The organism is uncultured Sulfitobacter sp. (genome assembly GCF_947499945.1).
In the GTDB taxonomy this organism is placed as follows: Bacteria; Pseudomonadota; Alphaproteobacteria; order Rhodobacterales; family Rhodobacteraceae; genus Sulfitobacter.
Genome location: NZ_CANMQD010000001.1, coordinates 1,962,163 through 1,986,023, shown reverse-complemented (window position 1 = coordinate 1,986,023; position 23,861 = coordinate 1,962,163). Strand labels below are relative to the sequence as shown.

The following is a 23,861-nucleotide window of genomic DNA, read 5'->3' as shown; positions in this document are numbered from 1 at the left end:
CAGACAGCATGAGACGCAGCAGAGCCGAAACAGATGCCAGCCACGCAAAGCTGGGCCGTCGTGCCGCCCTTTTGGGCGGGGTGCAACTGTTGTTCATGGGCGGCCTTGCCGCGCGTATGCGGTACTTACAAGTAGACCAAGCCGACCAGTTTCGCCTGCTTGCCGAAGAAAACCGGATTAACATCCGCCTTATTCCACCAAAGCGCGGCGAGATATTTGACCGTAACGGCATGCAGCTGGCCCAGAACGTGCCCAGCTATCGAATTGTTATGGTGCGCGAGGATGCAGGTAATGTTGAGGACGTGATGCAGCGCCTCGCCAGCCTGATTAACCTCACCCCGGAACAGACCGAAAGTGCTGTGCGCGAGCTCAACCGCTCTGCGCCCTTCCTGCCCGTCACCATCGCTGAGGACGTCAGCTGGGACGCGGTCAGCGCCGTTTCTGTGAATGCACCCGCCCTTCCCGGCGTTGCCCCCGAAGTCGGCAGCACGCGGGTTTATCCGCGCGGCTCCGACTTTGCCCATGTTGTGGGGCGTGTGGGCCGCGTGAGCCAGAAAGATCTTGATGCGCTTGAAGATCCCGACGCGGTTCTACGCATCCCCCGCTTCCAGATCGGCAAGATCAACGTTGAGGCGCGTGAGGAAAAACTCCTGCGCGGCACGGCTGGCACCAAACAGGTTGAAGTGAACGCAACAGGCCGTGTGATGCGCGAGCTTGAGCGCCGCGAGGGTCAGTCCGGCGCCGCCCTCCAACTTACTATCGATGCGAAATTGCAAAATTATGTGCAGGCTCGCCTGACTGGCGAAAGCGCGGCGGTGGTCATCATTGATTGCGAGAAAGGTGACATTCTCGCAAATTCCTCTGCGCCTTCCTATGATCCAAACCTGTTTATTGGCGGCATCTCCTCCAAGGATTATGACCCGCTGCTCACGGACAAATACCGCCCATTGGTGAACAAGACCGTGCAAGGGGCTTACCCGCCAGGCTCCACTTTCAAAATGATGACTGCAATGGCCGCAATCGAGGCGGGGATTATCGGGCCGGATGAGACCGTTTATTGCCCCGGTCATCTCGAAGTGGGCGGGCGTAGATTCCACTGCTGGAAGCGCTCTGGTCACGGCTGGGTCGATCTTGAAACGTCGCTCAAACGCTCCTGCGATGTGTATTATTATGATCTGGCGCTCAAAGTCGGAATTGAAAAGATTTCAGCCATGTCCAATCGCTTTGGCCTCGGCATCCGGCATGATCTGGCCCTCAGCTCGGTCAATTCGGGTCTGACACCGACCAAAGACTGGAAGCTGCAAAACCGTGGCGAGGACTGGGTCATCGGCGATACCGTGAATGCATCTATCGGGCAGGGCTTTATGTTGGCGTCTCCTATGCAGCTGGCGGTGATGACTGCACGTCTGGCGACGGGTCGCGAAATCACACCAAGGCTGGTGAAAACAGTAAACGGTGTGGAGCAACCCGTAAAAGGCAATGCACAACTCGACATGAAAGAGGGCAACCTGCGCAAGATGCGCAAATCCATGTATGCCGTTGTGAATGATCGCCGTGGCACGGCATACCGCAGCAGGATCATCGCCGATGGCATGCGCATGGCAGGCAAGACTGGCACCTCACAGGTCCGCTCAGCAGTGGTGAACAACAGCGAAGTCCCATGGGAGCAGCGCGACCATGCCTTGTTTGTTGGCTTTGCCCCTTACGACAACCCGCGCTACGCCTGTGCCGTACTGGTCGAACACGGTGGCGGCGGCTCGACTGCGGCGGCGCCCATTGCGCGGGATGTGATGCTACAGGCACTTTATGAGGGCGAACCGCCACTTGAGGCCTATCCCACGGGCGACCGTGGCCGGATCAAAATCCAGCAGCGCAAACTGCGCGATGTACAGCCCGAGGCCCGCATCAAAAAGAACAGCGATCAAGCATGAGTTATCTTGAATATACCGTCAAATCGGTCCCGACCGGTTTTCGCAAAATCCTGTACTTGAACTGGCCACTGGTCCTGCTGCTCACTGCTGTAGCAGGCACAGGTTTTCTAATGCTCTATTCCGTTGCGGGGGGTGGTTATTCCCCTTGGGCAGAGCCGCAGATGAAGCGGTTTGCCCTGGGCCTGTGCTTGATGGTGGCCGTTGGATTGGTCCCTATCTGGATGTGGCGCAACCTTGCCGGCGTGGCTTATGGCGTCTCTATCATGCTCCTGATCGGAGTGGAGTTTTTTGGCGCCGTCGGTATGGGTGCCCAGCGCTGGATCGATCTTGGATTTATCCGCCTGCAACCCTCCGAGATGACAAAGATTACTTTGGTCATGTTTTTGGCCGCCTATTATGATTGGCTCCCCGCCAAGAAAACGTCGCGCCCCTTATGGGTGTTGCTGCCCCTGCTGATCATCATTGTCCCCACCGCCCTTGTTCTCAAACAGCCCGACCTTGGCACTGCGATCCTGCTGATGGCTGCGGGGGGCGGGTTGATGTTTTTGGCGGGCGTGCATTGGGCATATTTCGCAACAGTCATCGCGGCAGGCATCGGCCTAGTGGTTGCTGTCTTCCAGTCACGCGGCACCCCTTGGCAATTGCTCAAGGATTACCAGTTCCGCCGCATCGATACGTTTTTGGACCCAAGCTCGGATCCCCTCGGAGCGGGATATCACATCACCCAGTCCAAGATCGCTCTCGGTTCTGGCGGCTGGACAGGGCGTGGTTTCATGCAAGGAACACAGTCGCGGCTGAACTTCCTGCCTGAAAAGCATACCGATTTTATCTTCACCACATTGGCAGAGGAATTCGGCTTTATCGGGGGGATATCTCTGCTGGTGCTCTATGCGCTGATCATCGTCTTTTGCGTGGTTTCTGCGGTCATGAACAAAGACCGGTTTTCATCGCTGCTCATCCTCGGCATCGCGCTGAACTTCTTTTTGTTCTTTGCCGTTAACATGTCGATGGTGATGGGGCTGGCCCCTGTTGTGGGCGTACCTCTACCACTGGTCAGTTATGGTGGCTCTGCAATGCTCGTTCTCATGCTTGCCTTTGGCCTTGTGCAATCGGCGCATGTACACAGGCCACGCTAACCGCTTCTCCATGTTCAAACACGTCAGATAAGGTCCGCCCAGTATGTCCATCTTCCACTTCGCTTTTAACGTGACCGACCTTGACAAAACACGTGCGTTTTACGGCGGCCTTTTAGGATGCAAAGAGGGGCGCAGCACGAACACTTGGGTCGATTTTGATTTCTTCGGGCATCAATTGTCCTGCCACCTTGGCACCCCGATGAGTGTCGCCTCCACGGGTCTGGTAGGTGAGCACAAAGTACCGATGCCCCATTTCGGTGCTGTTTTGCCCTATGCCGACTGGCGCGCTTTGGCTGACCGCATGGAGGCCAAGGGCATTGAGTTCATCCTTGCACCCCAGACGCGATTTAAAGGTGAGCCAGGTGAGCAATCAACCATGTTCTTTACCGATCCTTCTGGCAACCCTATTGAGTTCAAAGGACTGGCCGATATGAACGCGGCATTTGCCAGATGATCAATATCCTTTTCGCCGCAAAGCCCGAGCGCTGGACCACCTATGAAGCCCCCCTGCGCAGCGCTCTTGCCGCCGCAGGCATCGAGGCACATCTAAGTCAAGATATCGCCCCCGATCAGGTCGACTATATCGTCTATGCGCCCAACAGCGATCTACAGGATTTCACACCCTACACCCGCGCCAAGGCCGTGTTGAACCTTTGGGCAGGGGTTGAGCAGATCACGGGAAACCAGACGCTGAAAATCCCGTTGGCGCGGATGGTTGACCCCGGTCTGACCAAAGGGATGGTGGAATGGGTCACAGGGCATGTAATGCGCTACCACCTCGGGATGGACGCGCATATTGTAAACCCCTCGCACGGTTGGACTGTTAAAACGCCGCCGCTGGCACAGGAGCGCGAAGTCGTGATTTTTGGCCTCGGCGCTTTGGGGACGGCCTGTGCGCAGGCTCTGCTCGGTCTTGGGTTTCGTGTCACGGGCTGGTCTCGCAGCTCCAAGGATGTAGCAGGCGTTACATGCTTGAATGGCGAAGATGGTCTTGCCGATGCCTTGCGCCGTGCCGAGATCGCTGTGACGTTGCTGCCCGACACGCCTGCAACGACGAACCTCTTCAATGAGGAAACGCTCGCTCAAATGCCGCGCGGTGCGTTCCTCATCAATCCGGGCCGGGGGCCGCTTATCGACGATGACGCGCTGATTGCCGCTTTGGACGCAGGCCAAATCGCACACGCCACATTGGATGTGTTTCGCGTCGAACCCCTGCCGCAGGAGCACCCGTTCTGGGCGCATCCTCTGGTGACTGTGACGCCCCACATCGCCGCAGAAACGCGGGCCAGCACAGCGAGCGAAGTTATCGTGGAGAACATCAAGCGGGGAGAGCAAGGCGCGGATTTCATCAATCTCGTTGACTGCACCTTGGGATACTAGGCAGCCTTTAGTCCACGCCCTTTGAGCAATGCCTCGACACCAGGCAAACGGCCACGGAACGCGATATAGAGTTCTGCTGCATCACGGCTTCCGCCTGTAGACAGGATATGCTCCTCCAGCGCTTTTGCACGCTCGGGGTCAAAGGCACCAGTGGCCTCTTCGAAAGCCTCAAACGCATCCGCATCCATCACTTCCGACCACATATAACTATAATAGCCGCTGGAATATCCATCACCGGAAAATACATGCGCAAAATGCGGAGACGCGTGGCGCATGGTGATCGCGGCGGGCATGCCGAGACCGTTCAGCACTTCGCGCTGTTTCACCATAACGTCGGCAGGGGCATCCCCTTCATGGAACGCAAGATCGACAAGCGCGGAGGCAACATATTCAACCGTCTGGAAACCCATATCGAAGGTCGATGCGCCCAACACTTTATCAAGCATCTCGCGCGGCATCGCCTCACCCGTTTTAGCATGGGTCGCAAACTCGCCCAGTACTTCTGGCACGTCCAGCCAATGCTCATAAAGTTGGCTTGGCAGCTCCACGAAATCGCGCGCTACAGAAGTGCCTGAGACACTCTCATAAGTCACATCCGACAGCATCTGGTGCAGCGCATGGCCAAACTCATGAAACAGCGTGCGGGCATCGTCATATGACAGCAGCGCGGGATCACCCTTGGCAAAGTTGCACACGTTGATGACCACAGGGGCCTGAACTTTGGGGAACTTCGCCTGCGCACGCATGGCCGAGCACCACGCACCAGAGCGCTTGGATCCGCGTGCGAAATAGTCGCCAATGAACACGGCCACATGCTCGCCATTCCGCGTGACTTCCCATGCGCGACAATCGGCGTGGTACAGCGGCACATCAAGCGGCTTGAACTCCAATCCAAACAGCCTTGTCGCACAGGCAAAAGATGCCTCAATCATACGATCAAGCTGGAAGTAAGGCTTGAGCGCCGCCTCATCCAGATCATGCTCCACAGCGCGGCGTTTCTCCGCGTAGTAGCGCCAATCCCATGGGGCCAGATCACCGTTCACCCCATCCGCATGCATCATCTTGGTGAGCACTTCTGCATCCGCATTGGCCTGCGCCTTTGCCGGCTCCCAGACCTGCATCAGCAGATCACGCACAGCGGCGGGTATCTTGGCCATTTCCGTCTCCAGTTTGTAGTCTGAAAAGCTATTATAACCCAAAAGCGCCGCCCGCTCCTTGCGCAAAACCAGCGTCTCCGAAGCGATTGCACGGTTGTCTGTCTCGCCACCATTTGCCCCACGCGCTTCCCATGCTAGGAATGCACGCTCGCGCAGATCTCGCCGCGGGCTGAATTGCAAAAATGGCGTGATGAGCGAGCGTGACAAAGTCACAACTGGCCCACCCGCCTCTTTTTCCTCACCGGCAGCACGCGCTGTATCAATCACGAAGTCAGGCAACCCCTCAAGGTCAGCCTCTTCCAGCTTCATAAACCAGCTCCGCTCATCGCCCAGCAAGTTTTGCGTAAACTCGGTTCCCAGTACAGCAAGGCGCCCTTTGATCTCTTTCATCCGCGTCTCATCCGCGCCAGTCAGCGCGGAACCCGCCCGCACAAACCCCAGATGCGTCAGCTTAAGCACACGCGCCTGCTCGTCGCTCAGGTCCAGCGCATCACGCCCTTGCCAGACGGCATCCACCCGCGCAAAGAGCGCTTTATTCGCAGAAATCTCAGCGAAATGCCCAGATAGCTTAGGAGAGAAATCGCGCTGCAACGCCTCACGGGCAGGATTACTATCTGCGCCTGCGACCGTATAAAAAACGCTCAGAACCTTATCTAGCTTACCGCCCACAGCCTCCAGCGCCTCAACCGTGTTTGAAAAACTGGGCGCTTGAGGATTGTCTGCAATCGCGTCAATCTCTGCGTTATGAGCAGCTAAGGCCTCCTCCAGTGCCGGTGCGAAATCATCATCTGAGATTTGGTCAAAGGGCGCTAAGCCAAAGGGGGTCTTCCAGTCTTGCAAAAGCGGGTTCATGTGGTGGTCTCCTTTGCACCCAAAGTAAGAGTGCGGTGTGGGGCTTACAATGTTCAGGCTTGCATATGGGCGCAAATCGGACAGTCGCTGCGCGGGGTCAATTTGATACTGCGGCTCTCGGCATAAAGTGCATCATAGATCACCATCTGGCCGCGCAAGGGCGTGCCTGCGCCCGTGATAATCTTGACTGCTTCCACTGCCATCATCGCGCCGACCACACCCGGCAAAGGGCCAATCACACCCGCCTCGGCACAGTTGGGTGCCAGATGCGCGGCGGGTGCGTGGGGAAAAATACACTGGTAACAGGGCGCGCCGTGGGCAGGGTCAAATACGCTGAGCTGCCCTTCCCACTGGCTCAGCGCACCAGAAACAAGCGGGACACTTCCGGCAACACAGGTCGCGTTCACCAGATATCGTGTGTCGAAATTGTCGCAGCCGTCGATCACCAGGTCATATTCCGCAATCAACTCGGGCGCGATGCTTGCATCGAGGCGGCGGTGATAGGGTTTGACGGTGACAAAAGGGTTCTGAGCAACCATTTCCGCCTGCGCCGAAAAGACCTTGGGCATACCGATGTTGGCGTCCTTGTGAATCACCTGACGCTGAAGGTTGGTATTCTCGACCGTATCATCGTCAATCACGCCAATCGTGCCAACACCTGCTGCCGCCAGATATTGCAGCACAGGTGCGCCGAGCCCCCCTGCCCCGATTACCAGCACCTTAGCGTTTTTGAGCGCTTTTTGCCCTGCGCCACCCACTTCGCGTAGAGCAATGTGACGAGCATACCGATTCAATTCCGTCTCTGAAAAGCTGCCCTGTTTGCTAATTACCATCGCAGGCGCATCATCCGCCCCTGTCTGCACCCGTATCCGCGCAATGAAACGCGAATAGATGAATACCAATGCGCCAATACCACCAAAAATAAACCAAGGTGCCGCTGATCCGCCTGTTGCCGCGCGCAGGGAATGGCCCTCGGGAAAGACCAGTTGCACGATGATGACCATAACCAGCAACAAGCAAATCATTATCCACCGTGCAGGACGCGGCGTGCCCATCGCAGCGCCCACACCCCAGATCACACCCGCTAAAATCAGTACCAGCACTCGGTCACTCCGTTCCGGTAGAGCCAAAACCGCCAGCGCCACGCGCCGTCTCGTCAAGCTCGTTTACAGGAATAAACCTAGCTTGGATGACAGGTGCGACAACCATCTGTGCGATCCGCATGCCGTGTTCGATGATAAAGGGTGCGTCGCCTTGGTTCATCATGATCACACCCAACGGCCCGCGATAATCTGCATCGATGGTGCCAGGACTATTGGGCAGTGTGATCCCGTATTTAAGCGCCAATCCGGAGCGCGGCCTGATCTGGACTTCATAACCTTCGGGAATGGCGAGACGCAAACCTGTAGGCACTAGGGTTCGCGCCCGCGCTGCAAGGATTATTGCCGCCCGACCTTCTAAATTCGCCCGCAGATCCGCTCCCGCAGCACCTAGCGTTTCATAGCGAGGCAAGCCCAGTGTCGTGTCAGCATACGGCTCCCACATCATGCGGATATCGACGCCATTCATCGGTTTATGGCATCCGCAATACGCACAGCGAGCTTTTGCGCCACTTCATCCTTGCCCATGCGCGGCCATGCTTCAGACCCCGCATCGCTGATAAGGGTCACGGCATTCTCCGCTCCGCCCATGATCCCAGTCTCGGGCGAGACATCGTTGGCCACAATCCAGTCACAGCCTTTGCGCAGCCGTTTTGCCGTAGCATTCTCAATCACATCATTCGTTTCGGCGGCAAAGCCGATCACCAGAGGCGGCCGGCCCTTTTTCATCTGGCTCACGTCATGCAAGATGTCAGGGTTCTCGGCAAATTCCAAAACGGGCAAACCGTCCTTGGTCTTTTTCAACTTCCGATCGGTGGCGGAAGTCACACGCCAATCCGCTACTGCAGCGGCAAACACCGCAGCATCAACGGGAAGTGTCGCATCAACCGCCTCTTTCATCTGCTGCGCAGTTTGCACGGCCACCACCTCTACGCCGTCAGGGGGCGGTACATCCGCAGGACCTGTTACAAACACCACTTCCGCGCCCAGCGCCGCCAGTGCACGCGCCAATGCCGTACCTTGCGCCCCCGACGAGCGGTTCGCAATATAGCGCACAGGATCAATCGGCTCATGCGTCGGGCCAGAGGTCACAAGGATGCGCCGCCCCTTGAGCGGACCGTTCGACAATGCGGCCTCAATGGCAGCAACAATCTCCATCGGCTCCGACATGCGGCCCGGCCCATGTTCACCACAGGCCATATCGCCTTTGTTAGGGCCTACTATCGTGATGCCGTCCCCCTTTAGCGCCGCCAAATTGCGTTGGGTCGCAGCATGCTCCCACATGCGAACATTCATTGCAGGCACGATCGTCACAGGGGTATCGGTCGCGAGCAACAACGTCGAAGCCAGATCATTGGCCAAGCCATTCGCCATCTTTGCCATCAGGTCTGCAGTCGCAGGAGCAACCACGACAAGATCGGCAACGCGGCTTAGCTGGATATGGCCCATCTCGGCCTCATCATCCAAATCAAACAGATCACGGTGTACTTTGCGCCCCGCCAAGGCGGAGACGGACAGCGGCGTCACAAACTCTTCTCCCGCGCGGGTCAGGACAGGCGTGACAGTCGCACCCCGCTCCCGCAGACGGCGGATCAGATCGAGCGATTTAAACGCAGCAATTCCGCCGCCAATGATCAGAAGAATATGTTTGCCGCTCAGCATATTGCGCCCCTTGGACCCGTAAATTCAGGCTCAACATAGGCCGCAGGCCACCGCAGCGCCAGACCCTACTGGGCGAAGGCATCACACGGATCACCCCGTTCCGGCGCGGGGGCATCCAATGTCAGGGAAAAGCCGCCCCCTACATCTGACCCGTCCTCACCCTGTGCCAGCGTAAAAACTGTGATCTCAGGCGCGGCATAGGCGACCAATGCAGGCATGCCCCAATCGGTGCGGGCGTGGCCGTTGCCCGTTACAATCACAACAGGCCCGCCCGTCCGCTCCAGCGCCCGCAGTGCTGCATCGGCCAGCCAAATATCACGAAACCGCTGGGCATCGACCATCATCGGCAGCAGGTCTTCGGGCAGTGCGCTGCAATGGGCTTCGGCTTGGAGCGTTTCGCGGGCGGTTTGCTCTGCCTTATCCACTGGACGTTCAAATCCGAATTTTGCAGCAATCCTGTACTCCCCTAAAGGGCGCTCCAGTAAGCCCTCCAAATCGGATCTCGTGAGGCCAGCGCCGTAAATGATGGCTTCGGGCGCGGCGGCAAAAATCGGATAATACATTTCAAAAGACGGCCACGCAGTTTCTGACCAACCAATCAGCGCGTCCAGCTCTGCCTGATTGCTCCACGCGCCGTGCGCCTTCTTTCCCTGCTCGGGCGTGAGCATCTCGAACACAAGCGCTTTAGGGTTCAGCGCGGCGACCCATTCCGCTTGGCGTGTATGATGTGCAGGATTGTCATGCTGTTCACCCAGCACAACGAATTGCGCATCCCGCGCTTCTTGCGGGATCTCAGCACGAACAGCAGATGCAAAAAGCGCGGCCAAGACAGCCGCGCTCGTGCACATTTTCTTAGGAGAAAAATGCCTCATCAGTTCAGAAAGTGAAACACTTCTTGGGACTGCATCTCTAGCGACTTGCGCATTTTCTGGAAGGCTGCGGCCTCCAACTGGCGCACGCGTTCTTTGCTCAGGCTCAGCTCTTGGCCGAGGCTCTCAAGAGTGCGGGGTGTGTCGCGCAGCTTACGCTCCCGCACGATGAACTGCTCACGTTCATTCAAGGCGGACATGGAGGTTACCAACCAAGCCCGCAGCTGCTGAGTGTCATGGCTATGCTCTACATTCTCGGCGGCTTGCGCACTATCGTCCTCAAGTGCGTCGATCCACTCGCGGCCTTCATCTTCTGCCGATTGTGTGGCGTTCAGAGAGTAGTCGGAGCCGGAAAGACGCCCCTCCATCATTTCCACATCATGCAAGGGCACGCCTATCTCCGTTGAAATCATCTGGCGCAGCTGATGACGATCAAGCTCTTCTCCTGCCGATGCTGCCTCACGCTCAAGTCGCGCCTGAACCCGGCGCATGTTGAAAAACAGGGACTTTTGGGAAGAAGTGGAGCCAGTTCTCACCATAGACCAGTTGCGCATCACGTGATCCTGGATGGACGCTTTGATCCACCAGACTGCATAAGTTGAAAAGCGTACCCCGCGGTCAGGGTCAAATTTGTCGGCTGCTTTCATGAGGCCGAGGCCGGCTTCCTGGATCAGGTCATTCATGGGAGCGCCGTAGCGTTTAAACTTCGATGCCATTGAAATGGCTAAACGCATGTAAGCTGTGATCAGACGGTGCAACGATGCCTCGCAGCGCTCGTCGCGCCACGCATATGCCAGTTTCAACTCGGTCTCGGCGTCCAAAAGCTCCGCTTTCATCGCGGTGCGGGTCAGTGAAAAGTCCTGCGCAGTACCCATTGCCATCTGTTCCGGCTCCCTTAGTGTGTGTAGTCACTCTTTGGTGACGCTTTGGTAAGATTACGCACCAAAGTGCACTTTGGTTCACAAAAGGTTTCAAATAATGTTGCCACGCGGGACATTCATTCTAGGCGGAGCTGCATCAGGGAAATCTGAATGGGCAGAAACCTTTATACTTTCCAGTGACTTGAACAGTGTATACCTCGCGACAGGCAAAATCGAAGACGCCGAAATTAAATTACGCGTCAAAGTGCACAAAGAGCGTCGCGATACTCGTTGGACAACGGTGGAAGAGCCGCTTGACCTTGGGCCGGCCCTTGCAAAACTCTCTCCCGATACTCCCGTTCTCATTGATTGCGCGACCATGTGGTTAAGCAATCTAATGATGGAGGAGGCAAATCTCGCTAAGGCTACGGACACCTTGCTGGTTGCGCTGCGCGAATGTTCGGCACCGTGGGTTATTGTCTCCAACGAAGTCGGTCATGGCATCGTGCCCGACAACAGACTCGCCCGCCAGTTCCGTGAAGCTCAAGGGCGGCTGAACATCGCGCTGGCGCGGGAGGCCGATCTGGCCGTAATGGTGATTGCTGGCTTGCCACAACTTCTCAAGGGGACATTTCCATGACCACATGGCACTGGGTCCGGCACGGGCCGACGCATGAGAAATCTTTTGTTGGTTGGCGCGATGTACCTGCCGATTTGACAGATACAGCTTTGATCGACCGCGTTCGGGCTCATTTGCCTGACGAGGCGGTGATCGTCTCCTCCGATCTTATCCGCTCGGTCACGACCGCTGATGTTCTGACCCTGCCCGCCCATCGCCGCTTGCCGCATGAACCTGACCTGCGCGAGATGGATTTTGGCGTTTGGGACGGAATGCGATTTGATGCGGTTGCGGAACGCGATCCACAACTGAGCCGTGATTTTTGGGAAAAACCAGGAGATATTCAAGCGCCAGACGGCGAAAGCTGGAATCAAACGATGTTCCGCGTGAGTGCAGTCGTCGACCGATTAAACGCTGCGCATCGCGGTGCACATATCATTGCAGTCGCACATTTTGGAGTCATCCTTACGCAGGTTCAACGCGCTTTGGATGTATCAGCCTACGAGGCGATGGCCCATAAAATCGACAATATCTCTGTCACTACCGTTCAACATCACGGCGAGGAACAATGGGACGTGCACCGGATCAATCACCTTCCGTGATGGAGCAGCGCACTCGAATGAATTTGTCCACTCAGAAACATGCGGCTAAGGATAAATAATGACATATGAACTCTTTATTGGCGACCGCACGTTTTCAAGCTGGTCTTTGCGCGGCTGGTTAATGCTGCATAAATTCAACTTGCCCTATCGCGAACATCTGGTCGGGCTTTATGGTGGCACAATGGCAGAGGATATGGCCGCACTTGCGCCTGCACGCCTTGTGCCGGCGATGCGAACCCCCGAGGGTGATGTCGTTGGAGAAAGCATCGCCATGGCTGAAACATTGGCAGAACGACATCCAGATATTGCAATGTGGCCCAACGATCCTGCAGCGCGTATCCGCGCCCGCTGGCTATCCGCTGAAATGGTGGGCGGCTTTGATGCATTGCGCGGCGATTGCTCCATGCAGCTGGCCCATGTCGATGCTGATTTCGCCCCCTCGGATGCCGTCAAATCCGACCTCACGCGGATTGAAACGCTCTGGGCTTTTGCGCGTGAAAAAGCCGCTGATGGTCCGTGGCTGTTTGGAGCATATTCCCTTGCGGATGCGTTTTATGCGCCTGTTTGTGCGCGAATAGTCGGTTATAATCTGCCTGTGTCAGACACCGCTCGCGCCTATTGCAAGACCACCCTCACCGATCCTGCGTTTCAGCACTGGCGTGCCGAAGGACTGAGGGAAACGTATGATCCCTTTCCCTATCCTCCTGTGGGTCGCAGGGACCCTTGGCCTTTCTAAGCGTTAACCATTCCTAAAGACTCCCTCCGGTACCGTTAACCACTGGGTAAGGACGGAGTGGAAGAATGGTCGCACGCGCCTACAGCGTTGCATTCCAAGGTGTTGAAGCGCGGATTGTTGAAGTACAATGCGCCGTTACACCAGGTCTGCCCGCCTTTTCGATTGTCGGTCTGCCGGATAAAGCCGTGTCAGAGGCGCGGGACCGTGTCCGCACGGCGCTGACATCAATGGCGATCGCGCTTCCCTCCAAGCGGATCACTATCAATCTCAGCCCGGCGGACCTGCCGAAAGAGGGCAGCCACTTTGACCTGCCTATCGCTCTTGCTCTACTAGCCGCTCTCGACATCCTGCCATCTGATGTTGTTGAGGGTGTCGTTGCTCTGGGTGAGTTGTCTTTGGATGGATCGCTTGTTCCTGTTGTTGGCGCGTTGCCTGCCGCCGTTGCTGCAGCGCAGGAAAACCGCAGTCTGCTGTGTTCCCATGCATCCGGCGCCGAAGCTGCATGGGTCAATGCCTGTCAGGTCATTGCCGCGCGCTCCTTGGGCGATGTGGTGCGTCACTATACGGGGCAAGTGCCCCTTTCTCCGGCCGAACCAGGTGAAGTGGCCATGATGAGCCACTGCCGCGATCTGCGCGAGGTGAAAGGTCAAGAGCGTGCGAAACGCGCGCTGGAAATCGCCGCAGCAGGACGGCATCATCTCATGATGGTTGGCACACCGGGATCCGGAAAGTCCATGCTCGCTGCGCGATTGCCAAGCATCCTGCCACCGTTGTCTGCATCAGAAGCGCTTGACACCTCGATGATCCATTCCCTTGCGGGGCTGCTGGATGAAGGCGGCATTTCGCGCGCGCGCCCTTTTCGTGAGCCGCATCATACCGCGTCGATGGCTGCAATCATCGGCGGCGGACGAAACGCGAAACCCGGTGAGGTTAGTTTGGCCCACAATGGCGTGCTGTTCATGGACGAGTTTCCCGAATTTGCCCGCAATGTCTTAGAAACGCTGCGCCAGCCCATTGAGACGGGTGAAGTCATGATCAGCCGCGCCAATGCCCATGTAAAATACCCTTGCCGCTTCATGCTGGTTGCTGCGGCAAACCCGTGCAAGTGCGGCTATCTCACCGATCCTGCGCGCGCTTGCGCAAAAGTTCCTCACTGTGGTGAAGACTATATGGGCCGCATTTCAGGTCCGCTCATGGACCGTTTTGACATGCGTGTGGATGTGCCTCCGGTAGCATACACCGACCTTGACCTCCCGTCGTCGGGCGACAGCTCTGCCGAGGTGGCTCAGCGCGTGGCGCAAGCCCGCGACATCCAAATGGCACGCTATGCGGCAAGCCCCGAAATGCTGTGTAACGCAGACGCAGAGGGGGATATCCTTACACAAGTCACAGCACCAGATGCGGAGGGCCGTGATTTGTTGATGCGTGCGGCAGATCGGTTTCATCTGTCTGCACGGGGCTACCACCGTGTCCTGCGCGTTGCCCGAACGATCGCCGACCTAGACGGGTCCGCAGATGTACGCAGACCCCATATCGCAGAAGCCGTAAGCTTTAGACTGCCCAGTTCTGCTGTTGCTTGATCCATGATGCTAACGCGTTCAGGGTTTCGCGCGCTTCGGGCAGGATATTATGAAAAATCGGCCAAACATGCGGCAGGTCATCCGCGATAACCAGCGTCGCCTCCACTTTGTCATGCTGCAACTTTTCTATCATTCTGCGCCCGTCATCTAGCAGAATTTCGGTATCGCCTACTGTGATCCAAACAGGTGGGCCGCCCTGAAAGCTTGCGTATAGCGGGCTTATCTCTGGATCGGCACCTTTGCGACCGTTCAGGTACATGCCTACCATCTCGGCGCCACGCTCCGCTGCTAGAACAGCTTCGACTTCAGCGTTCGTTCTAATACTTGCTCCGCTAAATGTAAGATCCGTCAACGGCGAAAAAGCGAACATCGCACTGGGCACTTCCGCTCCTTCAGCACAAAGCGCTGAAATCAGGCCTAACGCCAATGCACCCCCTGCACTGTCCCCGCCCACGACAATATTCGCTGGCGATACGCCACTTGCTATAAGCCCATCCCATGCTTGGCGCACATCATCGGGTGCAGCAGGAAAAGACGATTCGGGCGCAAGTCTGTAGCGCGGTAGTACTGCCCACGCCCCGAGTTTTTGAGCCAACGTTGCAGCCATTGCACTGTGCGTGTCTGGACTGCCAAAGACGAAACCGCCCCCGTGAATGTAGAATAACACGCGGCCCTGCCGCACACCGCGCGGGAAGAGCGTCAAACATCGGATGCCTCCGTACTCCCGCCAGCTGCTTTTCGTGCCGCGCGGCGGATGAAAGAACAGGCGCGATTGCACGCGAAGTGCCCGCCGCAACGTCGCTACGCTGCCGTTGCGCATGCGCGGCTTCTCAATCGTGCGCAGCCAAAAATTCAGCGGACGGCGCAATATGCTCATGCGCGCTTGGCTTCAATCACATCCCAGATCTTGCCTGCGATATTAACGCCATCAAATCGCTCCAGCTCCTGAATGCCGGTGGGTGAGGTTACATTTATCTCGGTCAGATAATCCCCGATCACATCGATCCCGACAAAAATCTGTCCTCTTTCCTTCAAAACACCACCGATTCTGGCGCAAATCTCCAGATCACGCTCCGTGAGGCCTACCTTCTCCGGACGCCCTCCGACATGCATGTTTGAACGCGTTTCCCCTTCCGCCGGGACGCGGTTAATCGCGCCAACAGGCTCCCCATCGACCAGAATGACGCGTTTATCGCCCTTGGCCACGTCGGGTAGGAATTTTTGCACAATCAATGGCTCTCGCGAGAAGCTCGTGAATAATTCGTGTAACGAACTAAGGTTGCGGTCGTCCCGCGTGAGTTTGAAGACGCCAGCGCCGCCATTGCCGTAGAGCGGTTTAAGAATCACATCGCCGTGTTTTTCCTTAAACGCTTTGATCGTCTCAAGGTCATGGGCGATGGTCGTCGGTGGCGTGAGGTCGGGGAAATCCAGCACTAACAGTTTTTCCGGAAAATTCCGCACCCAGAATGGATCGTTCACCACAAGTGTCGTCTCGGAAATCCGGTCAAGAAGATGAGTGGACGTAATGTAATGCATATCAAAGGGCGGGTCCTGCCGAAGCCAGACCACGTCGAATTCGCTCAGATCAACTTCACGCATCTCTCCCAATCTCGCGGGATCGCCTGCTACGCGCTGCACCTTCATATCTTGACCGCGGGCGGTTATCCGTCCCTCCTGATAGGACAAGTGATCAGGTGTGTAGAAAAAAAGGGTATGACCCCGCGCTTGTGCTTCTTCGGCGAGGCGGAAACTGCTGTCTGCATCGATGTTGACGTCCCCGATGGGGTCCATTTGAAAGGCGATTTTCATAACTTTATCCTTACTGTTGTCATCTTGATGACAAAGCAAGCGGCGCTACGCAATCCTCAGCAGTGACCAAAAGCGTTTTCTATAATCTTCGTTTCACCGTGCCCGTTCACCAATGCCACATCAAAACGGACATCCGTAAGGTTCCCGTTAGGCTGCGTATCCAGATATTCCTCAGCACAGCGATACAGTCGACGAATTTGCGCACTACTCACAGCAGCGGCGGCACGGTCAAAATTCCGGCTCTGCTTTACTTCTATAAAAATCAGTCCATCGCCATTTTGAACTATCAAGTCAATCTCCCCTGATTTGCCGCGCCAGCGTTGCCGCGCCACCGCAAAACCACGCCGTGCATAGTCCTGTGCGATCTGCCCCTCGGCAGCAAGGCCCGCATGATACGACATACTCCCTCGTTGAGTGCGTCTTTGCGTGATCTCTTTCATCATCGGCTTCAGTCCTTGTTTGAGCTAAGCTCCAACGCTGCCTGATACACCTGTCTGCGCGGTAACGCGTGGGCCTTCGCGACCAAGTCCACAGCGTCTCGCATCGATAACTCTTCCAAGGCAGCCTTCAGCGCCACTTCTAAATCATCCGAGTTAATTGTTTCTAAATCGCCCCGATCCACCAATACGACAATTTCGCCCTTGGTTTTGTTTTCAGCGTAGTATTCGGCCAATTCAGCGGCTGTTCCGCGCCTAATTTCCTCAAACTTTTTGGTAAGTTCGCGGCACACTGCTACACGTCTCTCCCCTCCTAAGGCGGTTTGTACGTCCTTGAGCATCACTCCGACGCGCCGCGCCGATTCGTAAAATACCAAAGTGGCACGTACATCGCGCAGCCCTTCCAGCGCAGTTAGCCTTGCCGCTTTTGTACTTGGTAGAAATCCGGTAAAATTGAACGCATCAGTCGGCAAACCTCCCAATGTAAGGGCTGTAAGCACCGCAGAAGGCCCAGGCGCGCAAGTTACGGCCACGCCTGCGGCTGCGGCGGCCCGCGAAAGCTCAAACCCCGGATCGGCAATAAGTGGCATCCCTGCCTCAGAGGCATAAGCGATGGATTTTCCCCCTTGCGCGGCCGTGATGAGGCGCTCCACCGCCCCTGCAGGGGAGTGATCATGCAAGGCGGATATCTTACGCCCATCGAGTGAAATTCCGTGAATATCCATGAGCTTAAGAAGGCTTCTGGTATCCTCTGCCACCAGCATATCGGCACTCGCCAACACGTCTAATGCACGCAAGGTTATGTCGCGTGCTGTGCCTATCGGAACACCTACAAAGGTGATTCCGGGCGCTAACTTCTGCATATTAATATTCAACGCTGGACCCGCTCCTTGGACACGATATGATTGCCGGAATGACAGCGCAGGACCGTACCTGCGCCTTTGACTGGGGAGTACCGTTACCATGTTTGCCATTCTGCGCACCATCCGAAAGCCGATCCGGATGCTAATGCTGCCAATCTTTGCAATGATGTTGTCAGCCTGTGATCCTGCGATGCTGGGTGGCCTTGGTGGTGGTCCCAAGATTGACCCGAATGAGCCGATCGCTGTTGCACTTTTGGTTCCGCGTGGGGGCACAGCCTCCGACGATCTTCTGGCCAAGAACCTCGAGAACGCAGCACGCCTTGCCATCCGCGACCTTGAAGGTGTGAAGATCAATCTGCGGGTATATGGCACGGCAGGAAAAGCATCCAATGCCGCAACAGCAGCTTCTCAGGCTGTGGCAGAAGGCGCGAAGATTATTCTTGGACCTGTCTATGGTGAAGCCGCAAATGCAGCAGGCGTTGCTGTTGCTGAATCTGGTGTGAACGTCCTGTCCTTCTCCAATAATACAACAATCGCTGGCGGAAACGTCTTTGTGCTTGGACCAACATTTGACACCACCGCCAACCGCTTGGTCCGCTATGCAAAGCGCACGGGCAAAGACAAGATTGTCGTGCTTCATGCGAACAACATCGGCGGTCAGTTAGGGCGGAACGCAATCCAGCGGGCAATCGCAGCAAACGGTGCCACCATGTCAGGTGATATCGAGTATGCGCTTAGCCAAGAGGCCGTACGCGCAGCAATCCCTCGTGTAAAAGCTGCCATCGACAGCACAGGCGCAAACGCACTGTTCATGACGGCGAACTCCTCAACGGCTTTGCCTCTTTTGGGTGACTTGCTACCCGCCTCAGGCATCAAAAATAACACAACACAATTTGTTGGCCTGTCGCGTTGGGATATCCCAGCACAGACGCTCGCCATTCCGGGCATCCAAGGTGGCTGGTTCGCTCTTCCTGACCCAGGCGCAAGCGCGGCCTTCGCTGCACGTTATAACGCGACCTACGGCGAGCGTCCCTTGGACATTGCAGGTCTCGCCTTTGACGGTATCGCCGCCATTGGCTCACTTGTGAAAAGTAAAAAGGGCAATGCACTGACAGCGTCCGCACTGACCCAAGGTGCCGGTTTCCGTGGTGCAAACGGTATCTTCCGCCTGCTCAAAGACGGCACAAACGAGCGTGGCCTTGCTGTCGCTACGGTGCGCAACAATCAGGTAGTCCTACTCGAAGCTGCACCCAAGGCGTTCGGCGGCGCAGGCTTCTGAGTGCGCCAGTGAACAGCACGGACCAACCAAACTCAGACGCCGCCCTTGCGCCGCGTCTGAGTGCATCACCCAACGAGATCTATAACCACCTCGCAATCGACGCACAGATTGCCGAGGCCGCAGAACGCGCTGCAACCCCTGCAGACCTGCGCTCCGAAACCATTGAAATTTTGAAAGCCGCACAAGCCAACGGGCGCGCGGCAATTGCATCTGCTTTTTCTGCAGCGCCATTTGATGCGGCAGCGATGACCGCCTCCTATACTTATCTGACGGACGGCATGGTAAAATCGGCGCTTTTCGTCACCACACAGCACCTCCATCCAGCCCCAAAGAAAGCACCCGTACTCAGCGTGATCGGTGTTGGCGGCTATGGCCGTGGAGAGATGGCCCCCTTCTCGGACGTAGACCTTCTGTTTTTGGTGCCAAATACGAGCACCAAATGGACGAACACCATCATCGAGGCGATGCTATATATCCTGTGGGACCTAAAGCTGAAGGTCGGGCATGCAACCCGCACGATAACGGACTGCGTGCAGCTGGCGACAGAAGATTACACCATCCAGACCGCTCTGCTGGAGCACCGATATGTCTGCGGCGACACCGATCTGGCCGAGCAACTGGATGAAACCCTCAAACGCGACCTCTTCTCTGGCTCTGGTCAAGCGTTCATTGAGGCAAAGCTGGAGGAGCGTGACAGCCGCCACCTCAAACAAGGCCAGCGATATGTGGTCGAGCCGAACGTCAAAGAGGGCAAAGGCGGGCTACGCGACCTTCAATCTCTATTCTGGATCGCGAAATACATTCACGGCGTAGAACATTCCGCTGATCTCGTCGCCGCTGGTGTGTTCCGCGCAGAGGAATACGAGACCTTCAAAGCCGCTGAAAACTTCCTTTGGGCCGTGCGCGGACACCTGCACCTGCTAACAAAACGAGCCACCGAACAGCTCACTTTTGACATGCAAGTGAGTGTGGCCGAAGCAATGCAATACGAGGATCAAAACGGCCGCCGCGCTGTCGAAGTCTTTATGCAGGCCTATTTCCGCCACGCCACCGTAGTAGGGGATCTTACGCGCATCTTTCTGACCAAACTTGAGGACATGCATGTAAAGTCCGAGCCGCTGCTGGAGCGCTGGTTCCGCCGCAAGCCAAAGATCAAAGAGGGTTATCGGGTTGTCCACAACCGGATCGCGATTGCAGACGAAGCCGCATTTCTGAGCGATCCGCTGAACATGCTGCGGCTGTTTGAAGAAGCGCTGCGTACGGGCATGCTCATCCATCCCGACGCTATGCGAACGGTCAAAGCGAACCTGCACCTGATCACCGACACCGTTCGGACCAATCCCGAAGCCCAGCGCATTTTCCTTGATCTGCTGCTCAAACATGGCAACCCCGAGCGTGCCCTGCGCCGCATGAACGAGTTGGGCATGCTTGCAGCGTTTATCCCCGAGTTTGAGCCGATCGTGGCGATGATGCAGTTCAATATGTATCACAGCTATACTGTGGACGAGCATATCATCCAGACCATTGCCAACCTCGCCCGTATTGAGAAGAACGAGTTGGAAGAAGAGTTGCCCGTGGCCTCTTCTATCCTGAACCGTGGTGTGAACCGCAAAGTGCTTTATGTGGCTCTGTTGCTGCATGATATCGGCAAAGGCAGGTCCGAAGACCACTCCATCCTCGGGGCTCAGATCGTGCGAAAAGTGGCGCCGCGCCTCGGCCTCAAACAAGACGAAGTCGATACCGTCGAATGGCTTGTGCGCTATCACCTGCTGATGTCTGATATGGCGCAAAAGCGTGATATCTCCGACCCGCGCACTGTCCGCGACTTTGCCAAAGCCGTCCAGACCGTGAAGCGCCTTGACCTGTTATGCGTCCTGACGGTTTGTGATATTCGCGGCGTCGGTCCTGACACATGGAACAACTGGAAGGCCGTACTGATCCGCGCCCTCTACCGCCAGACCGAGCGTGCGCTGGAAACCGGCCTTGAAGACCTCAACCGCCAGAACAGAGGTGCAGAGGCGAAGAAGGCCCTGCGCGAGGCATTACCTGACTGGCCCAAGAAGGCCCTCCAGATCGAGACAGGGCGCCATTATGACCCTTATTGGCAGGGTCTGCATGTGACTGCCCATGTCGTTTTTGCGAAACTGCTGCGCGATGTGGATCCTGATGTGGTCCAGATTGATCTGCACCCCGACGAGGACCGCGACGCGACGCGTGCCTGTTTTGTCATGCCTGATCACCACGGCATCTTTAGCCGCCTTGCCGGTGCCCTGGCACTGGTTGGTGCCAACGTGGTGGATGCCCGCAGCTATACAACCAAAGACGGCTATATCACCGATGCGTTTTGGATTCAGGACAGTGAGGGCAACGCCTATGAGGCCTCAAAACTGCCCCGCCTGCGCCAGATGATCGAGAAGACTCTGAGGGGTGAAGTGATCGCCCGCGATGCGCTAAAGTCCCGCGATAAGGTAAAAAAGCGCGAAAAAGCGTTCCGCGTGCCGACTTCTATCACTTTCGACAATGACGGCTCCGAGATTTATACGATCATCGAAGTGGACACCCGCGATCGTCCCGGCCTTCTCTATGATCTCGCACGCACTCTTGCGGCGGCCAATGTCTATGTCGCCAATGCCGTGATTGCGACCTACGGGGAGCAGGTCGTCGATACCTTCTATGTGAAGGATATGTTTGGCCTAAAATACTATTCCGAAAGCAAACAGCGCACGCTTGAAAAGCGTCTTCGCGAGGCGATTCTCGAAGGGGTTGCCCGCGCCGACAGTTGATAAGTGCCACGCGCACCATTGCGCTGATCCCGTGGTTTCAATTCCTCAATTCCCTGCTGTTCTGGCAAGCGGTCTGGTTCCTTTATTTTCAGAGCAACTTGTCAGGCGCAGAGGCGATCATCCTCTATTCCGTCTACGATATCTCCGTCACGGTCCTCGAAGTACCCTCCGGCTATTTCTCAGACCGCATCGGCCGCCGGTTTACGCTTCTGCTGTCTACGCTCTGCTCCCTACTAGGTTGCCTCGTGCTTGCCTTAAGCGGCAGCTTTGCCCTTTTCGCTTTGGGCCAAGCACTCCTCGGCGCTGGCTCCGCCTTCAAATCTGGAACCGATTCTTCCCTACTATACGAGTCGCTGGAGGCCGCAGGCCGCGCCGATGAAGTCGAAGAACAAGAAGTCCGCGCATGGCGTTTCTCGCTGGTAGGCTTCGCCCTCTCCGCGATCTTTGGCGGCGCGATGAGCATGTGGTCAGACAGCTTGCCTTTCTTTGCCACAGCGCTTGCATTCGCCATCGCCGCTCTCTTGGTGTTTGCCATGTCCGAGCCGCCGCGCAAAGCGATGGAGGCGCTGCGCGGCCAGCTTGCCACACTCAAAACTGCCCTCTTACATCCCGTCCTAGCATGGCTCTTCACTCTCTCGGTTTTGATGTACGGATTCAGCCACCTACCCTTTGTCTTTGGTCAGCCCTTCATCCTCACAGCACTTGAGGGATGGGGCCTTGCCGCCGATGCTCCGCTGGTCAGCGGAGCCATCACAAGCGCGATGATGCTGACCTCTGTACTTGCCTCCTTGGCCGCTCTGCGATTGCGCCACGCGTTGGGCCTGCCGCTACTGCTGCTCTGCGCCTTCGGCCTGCAAATCGCACTCATCGGCGCACTCGCTACCAGCACCTCCACGCTGATCATCGGCGTGCTGCTATTGCGCATTGTGCCAGACTCGCTCGCCAACCCCTTCATCCTCGCCCGCATCCAACCCTTGCTGGAGGACGGCACCCGCGCGACTTATCTGTCGCTCAAAAGCCTCGGTGGAAAAGTGCTCTTCGCTGGAACTCTCATCCTTGCCGCGACGACCGCGAGTGATGCAGGGTTATTGCCAGCGGATGATCTTCAGCGCATCCTTGGCTGGTACACCGTTGGCGGACTGATCTGCATTGCCGCTCTCGCAGTCACAGCACGGTGGGTCCAGATCGCGCCGCCTCAGAAAACCGAATGATCGCCCAGCGCAACACTGCGGCCCTCTGAAAGCAATGTCGCGTAAAACTCAAACAGGGTGTCCGTACCTGTTTCGGGCGTAGCATCCGCATCATAGCGGGTGCCATCCCAAACCAGCATTGATTCCGTTGCATAATAGCGCCCGATGCCAACCAACTCGGCCTTATCCGCCATCTTGGGGCTGACCTTCCCCAAAACGCGCAGCACACTGCGAATGGCATCCATCATCGCTACAGGCACCCGCTTTACACGCACAGGTTTCCCCAGCAGCGCAAACAGCGCCTCGGCCTGATCCATCGGCGTAATCGCAGGGCCAGGGCCACCAATGGGCAACACCTGATTGGCGCGCTCGGGATTGCCCACACAGCTTGCAATAAACGCCCCTAAATCTCGGTCGCTGATCGGCTTGCACGCCGTCAACTTACCATCCCCAAACACCAAAAACGGCTTACCCGCCCGCATACGGTCCAATTGGCCCGACAGCGATTTGAAAAACGCTGTTGGCCGCACAATGGAGTAGGTCAGCCCTGAAGCCATTAACTCCGCTTCAAACGCCAGCTTGGCATGCTGAAATTCCAAAAGCGGCTTTTGCACACAAATGGCCGAAAGCATGACAAACTGCACGATGCCCGCTGCCTTTGCCGCGTCCAACAATACCGAGTTGTGCCCATAATCCACCAGCCAAGCATCGCGCGGCGTGCCCGTACGCGATGCAATGCAAGACACGACGGCGTCAAACGCCTCACCACGCAATCCGTCCCGGATAAGTGATATCGGATCACCAGCGTCCCCGACACGCACCTCCGCATCCAAATCGGCCACGGCGCGGGTAAAACACACAACCTCGTGGCCCGCCTCTTGCAAGGCTGCCAGCGTAGCACGGCCCGCCGTACCAGTGGCGCCCGTGAGAAAGATGCGTTTAGGTGTCATATCCCGCGCACCATCGGGAAAAATCCGCGCACGCGCAACCACTCACAAAAGACATTTGCAACGGCT

At 56.8% G+C, this 23,861-nt stretch carries 22 protein-coding genes; 11 read left to right on the top strand and 11 right to left on the bottom strand.

All coding sequences use genetic code 11. The annotated features are described in order from the left end of the window. Positions 1-8: 8 nt before the first annotated feature. The 4 genes from mrdA to Q0775_RS09875 are packed head-to-tail and all read left to right on the top strand — an operon-like array spanning position 9 to position 4,447. A complete protein-coding gene (gene mrdA, locus Q0775_RS09890; protein WP_298859768.1) occupies positions 9-1,931 on the top strand; it encodes a penicillin-binding protein 2 in 1,923 nt (640 codons plus the stop codon). Continuing rightward, the gene (rodA, locus tag Q0775_RS09885; protein WP_298859766.1) at positions 1,928-3,067 is read left to right on the top strand and encodes a rod shape-determining protein RodA; all 1,140 of its coding nucleotides are present in this window, start codon (positions 1,928-1,930) and stop codon (positions 3,065-3,067) included. Before mrdA ends, rodA begins: the two co-directional genes overlap by 4 nt. Positions 3,068-3,110: 43 nt before the next feature. Then, positions 3,111-3,521 carry a VOC family protein gene (locus Q0775_RS09880; protein WP_298859764.1) on the top strand — a complete coding sequence of 137 codons (411 nt, stop codon included), beginning with the start codon at positions 3,111-3,113 and terminating at the stop codon, positions 3,519-3,521. Next, complete coding sequence (locus Q0775_RS09875; protein WP_298859762.1) at positions 3,518-4,447, top strand: glyoxylate/hydroxypyruvate reductase A; 930 nt, start codon at positions 3,518-3,520, stop codon at positions 4,445-4,447. Before Q0775_RS09880 ends, Q0775_RS09875 begins: the two co-directional genes overlap by 4 nt. On the opposite strand, the gene Q0775_RS09870 is transcribed toward Q0775_RS09875, so the two are convergent. The 6 genes from Q0775_RS09870 to Q0775_RS09845 form a co-directional block, all read right to left on the bottom strand. Next, entirely contained in the window at positions 4,444-6,456 is a 2,013-nt protein-coding gene (locus tag Q0775_RS09870; RefSeq protein WP_298859760.1) for a M3 family metallopeptidase, read from the bottom strand. The two genes, Q0775_RS09875 and Q0775_RS09870, sit on opposite strands and share 4 nt — an antisense overlap. Positions 6,457-6,509: 53 nt before the next feature. Then, on the bottom strand, positions 6,510-7,511 hold the full coding sequence (gene moeB / locus Q0775_RS09865; protein ID WP_298860032.1) for a molybdopterin-synthase adenylyltransferase MoeB: 1,002 nt from the start codon (positions 7,509-7,511) through the stop codon (positions 6,510-6,512). A gap of 52 nt (positions 7,512-7,563) precedes the next feature. Continuing rightward, a complete protein-coding gene (dut, locus tag Q0775_RS09860; protein ID WP_298859758.1) occupies positions 7,564-8,025 on the bottom strand; it encodes a dUTP diphosphatase in 462 nt (153 codons plus the stop codon). Beyond that, the gene (gene coaBC / locus Q0775_RS09855) at positions 8,022-9,218 is read right to left on the bottom strand and encodes a bifunctional phosphopantothenoylcysteine decarboxylase/phosphopantothenate--cysteine ligase CoaBC (RefSeq protein WP_298859756.1); all 1,197 of its coding nucleotides are present in this window, start codon (positions 9,216-9,218) and stop codon (positions 8,022-8,024) included. Before coaBC ends, dut begins: the two co-directional genes overlap by 4 nt. A 65-nt stretch (positions 9,219-9,283) precedes the next feature. Continuing rightward, positions 9,284-10,066: a ChaN family lipoprotein gene (locus Q0775_RS09850; protein ID WP_298859754.1), complete on the bottom strand. Its 783-nt coding sequence runs from the start codon at positions 10,064-10,066 to the stop codon at positions 9,284-9,286. Between the two features lie 23 nt (positions 10,067-10,089). Further along, positions 10,090-10,968 (bottom strand): RNA polymerase factor sigma-32, encoded by an 879-nt coding sequence (locus tag Q0775_RS09845; protein WP_298859752.1) that lies wholly within the window; start codon positions 10,966-10,968, stop codon positions 10,090-10,092. Between the two features lie 97 nt (positions 10,969-11,065). Here Q0775_RS09845 and cobU point away from each other — a divergent pair, with 97 nt between their 5' ends. The 4 genes from cobU to Q0775_RS09825 all read left to right on the top strand — a co-directional run bounded on the left by cobU (position 11,066) and on the right by Q0775_RS09825 (position 14,484). Beyond that, positions 11,066-11,587, top strand: a complete 522-nt coding sequence (cobU, locus tag Q0775_RS09840) for a bifunctional adenosylcobinamide kinase/adenosylcobinamide-phosphate guanylyltransferase (RefSeq protein WP_298859750.1) — start codon at positions 11,066-11,068, stop codon at positions 11,585-11,587. Next, positions 11,584-12,168 carry a histidine phosphatase family protein gene (locus tag Q0775_RS09835; RefSeq protein ID WP_298859748.1) on the top strand — a complete coding sequence of 195 codons (585 nt, stop codon included), beginning with the start codon at positions 11,584-11,586 and terminating at the stop codon, positions 12,166-12,168. Before cobU ends, Q0775_RS09835 begins: the two co-directional genes overlap by 4 nt. A 58-nt stretch (positions 12,169-12,226) precedes the next feature. Beyond that, positions 12,227-12,904 carry a glutathione S-transferase gene (locus tag Q0775_RS09830; protein ID WP_298859746.1) on the top strand — a complete coding sequence of 226 codons (678 nt, stop codon included), beginning with the start codon at positions 12,227-12,229 and terminating at the stop codon, positions 12,902-12,904. A gap of 65 nt (positions 12,905-12,969) precedes the next feature. Continuing rightward, positions 12,970-14,484 carry a YifB family Mg chelatase-like AAA ATPase gene (locus Q0775_RS09825; protein WP_298859744.1) on the top strand — a complete coding sequence of 505 codons (1,515 nt, stop codon included), beginning with the start codon at positions 12,970-12,972 and terminating at the stop codon, positions 14,482-14,484. Here Q0775_RS09825 and Q0775_RS09820 read toward each other — a convergent pair. Genes Q0775_RS09820 through rsmI form a run of 4 tightly spaced genes read right to left on the bottom strand, consistent with a single transcriptional unit; the run spans position 14,456 to position 17,593 of the window. Continuing rightward, entirely contained in the window at positions 14,456-15,361 is a 906-nt protein-coding gene (locus Q0775_RS09820) for an alpha/beta hydrolase (RefSeq protein ID WP_298859742.1), read from the bottom strand. The genes Q0775_RS09825 and Q0775_RS09820 overlap by 29 nt on opposite strands. Continuing rightward, positions 15,358-16,293: a glutathione synthase gene (gene gshB / locus Q0775_RS09815; protein ID WP_298859740.1), complete on the bottom strand. Its 936-nt coding sequence runs from the start codon at positions 16,291-16,293 to the stop codon at positions 15,358-15,360. The genes Q0775_RS09820 and gshB overlap by 4 nt, the downstream gene beginning before the upstream one ends. 56 nt (positions 16,294-16,349) lie before the next feature. After that, on the bottom strand, positions 16,350-16,694 hold the full coding sequence (locus Q0775_RS09810) for a YraN family protein (RefSeq protein WP_366863391.1): 345 nt from the start codon (positions 16,692-16,694) through the stop codon (positions 16,350-16,352). A 47-nt stretch (positions 16,695-16,741) separates the two neighbouring features. Next, entirely contained in the window at positions 16,742-17,593 is an 852-nt protein-coding gene (gene rsmI / locus Q0775_RS09805; RefSeq protein ID WP_298860030.1) for a 16S rRNA (cytidine(1402)-2'-O)-methyltransferase, read from the bottom strand. A 100-nt stretch (positions 17,594-17,693) separates the two neighbouring features. Between rsmI and Q0775_RS09800 the strand changes: the two genes are divergently transcribed. The 3 genes from Q0775_RS09800 to Q0775_RS09790 are packed head-to-tail and all read left to right on the top strand — an operon-like array spanning position 17,694 to position 22,866. Further along, entirely contained in the window at positions 17,694-18,872 is a 1,179-nt protein-coding gene (locus Q0775_RS09800) for a penicillin-binding protein activator (RefSeq protein ID WP_298859735.1), read from the top strand. An 8-nt stretch (positions 18,873-18,880) separates the two neighbouring features. Continuing rightward, positions 18,881-21,655 (top strand): [protein-PII] uridylyltransferase, encoded by a 2,775-nt coding sequence (locus tag Q0775_RS09795; protein ID WP_298859733.1) that lies wholly within the window; start codon positions 18,881-18,883, stop codon positions 21,653-21,655. Beyond that, positions 21,652-22,866 carry an MFS transporter gene (locus tag Q0775_RS09790; protein ID WP_298859731.1) on the top strand — a complete coding sequence of 405 codons (1,215 nt, stop codon included), beginning with the start codon at positions 21,652-21,654 and terminating at the stop codon, positions 22,864-22,866. The genes Q0775_RS09795 and Q0775_RS09790 overlap by 4 nt, the downstream gene beginning before the upstream one ends. Here the strand turns inward: Q0775_RS09790 and Q0775_RS09785 are convergent. Beyond that, positions 22,851-23,795, bottom strand: a complete 945-nt coding sequence (locus Q0775_RS09785) for an NAD(P)H-binding protein (RefSeq protein WP_298859729.1) — start codon at positions 23,793-23,795, stop codon at positions 22,851-22,853. The two genes, Q0775_RS09790 and Q0775_RS09785, sit on opposite strands and share 16 nt — an antisense overlap. Between the last annotated feature and the right edge of the window lie 66 nt (positions 23,796-23,861).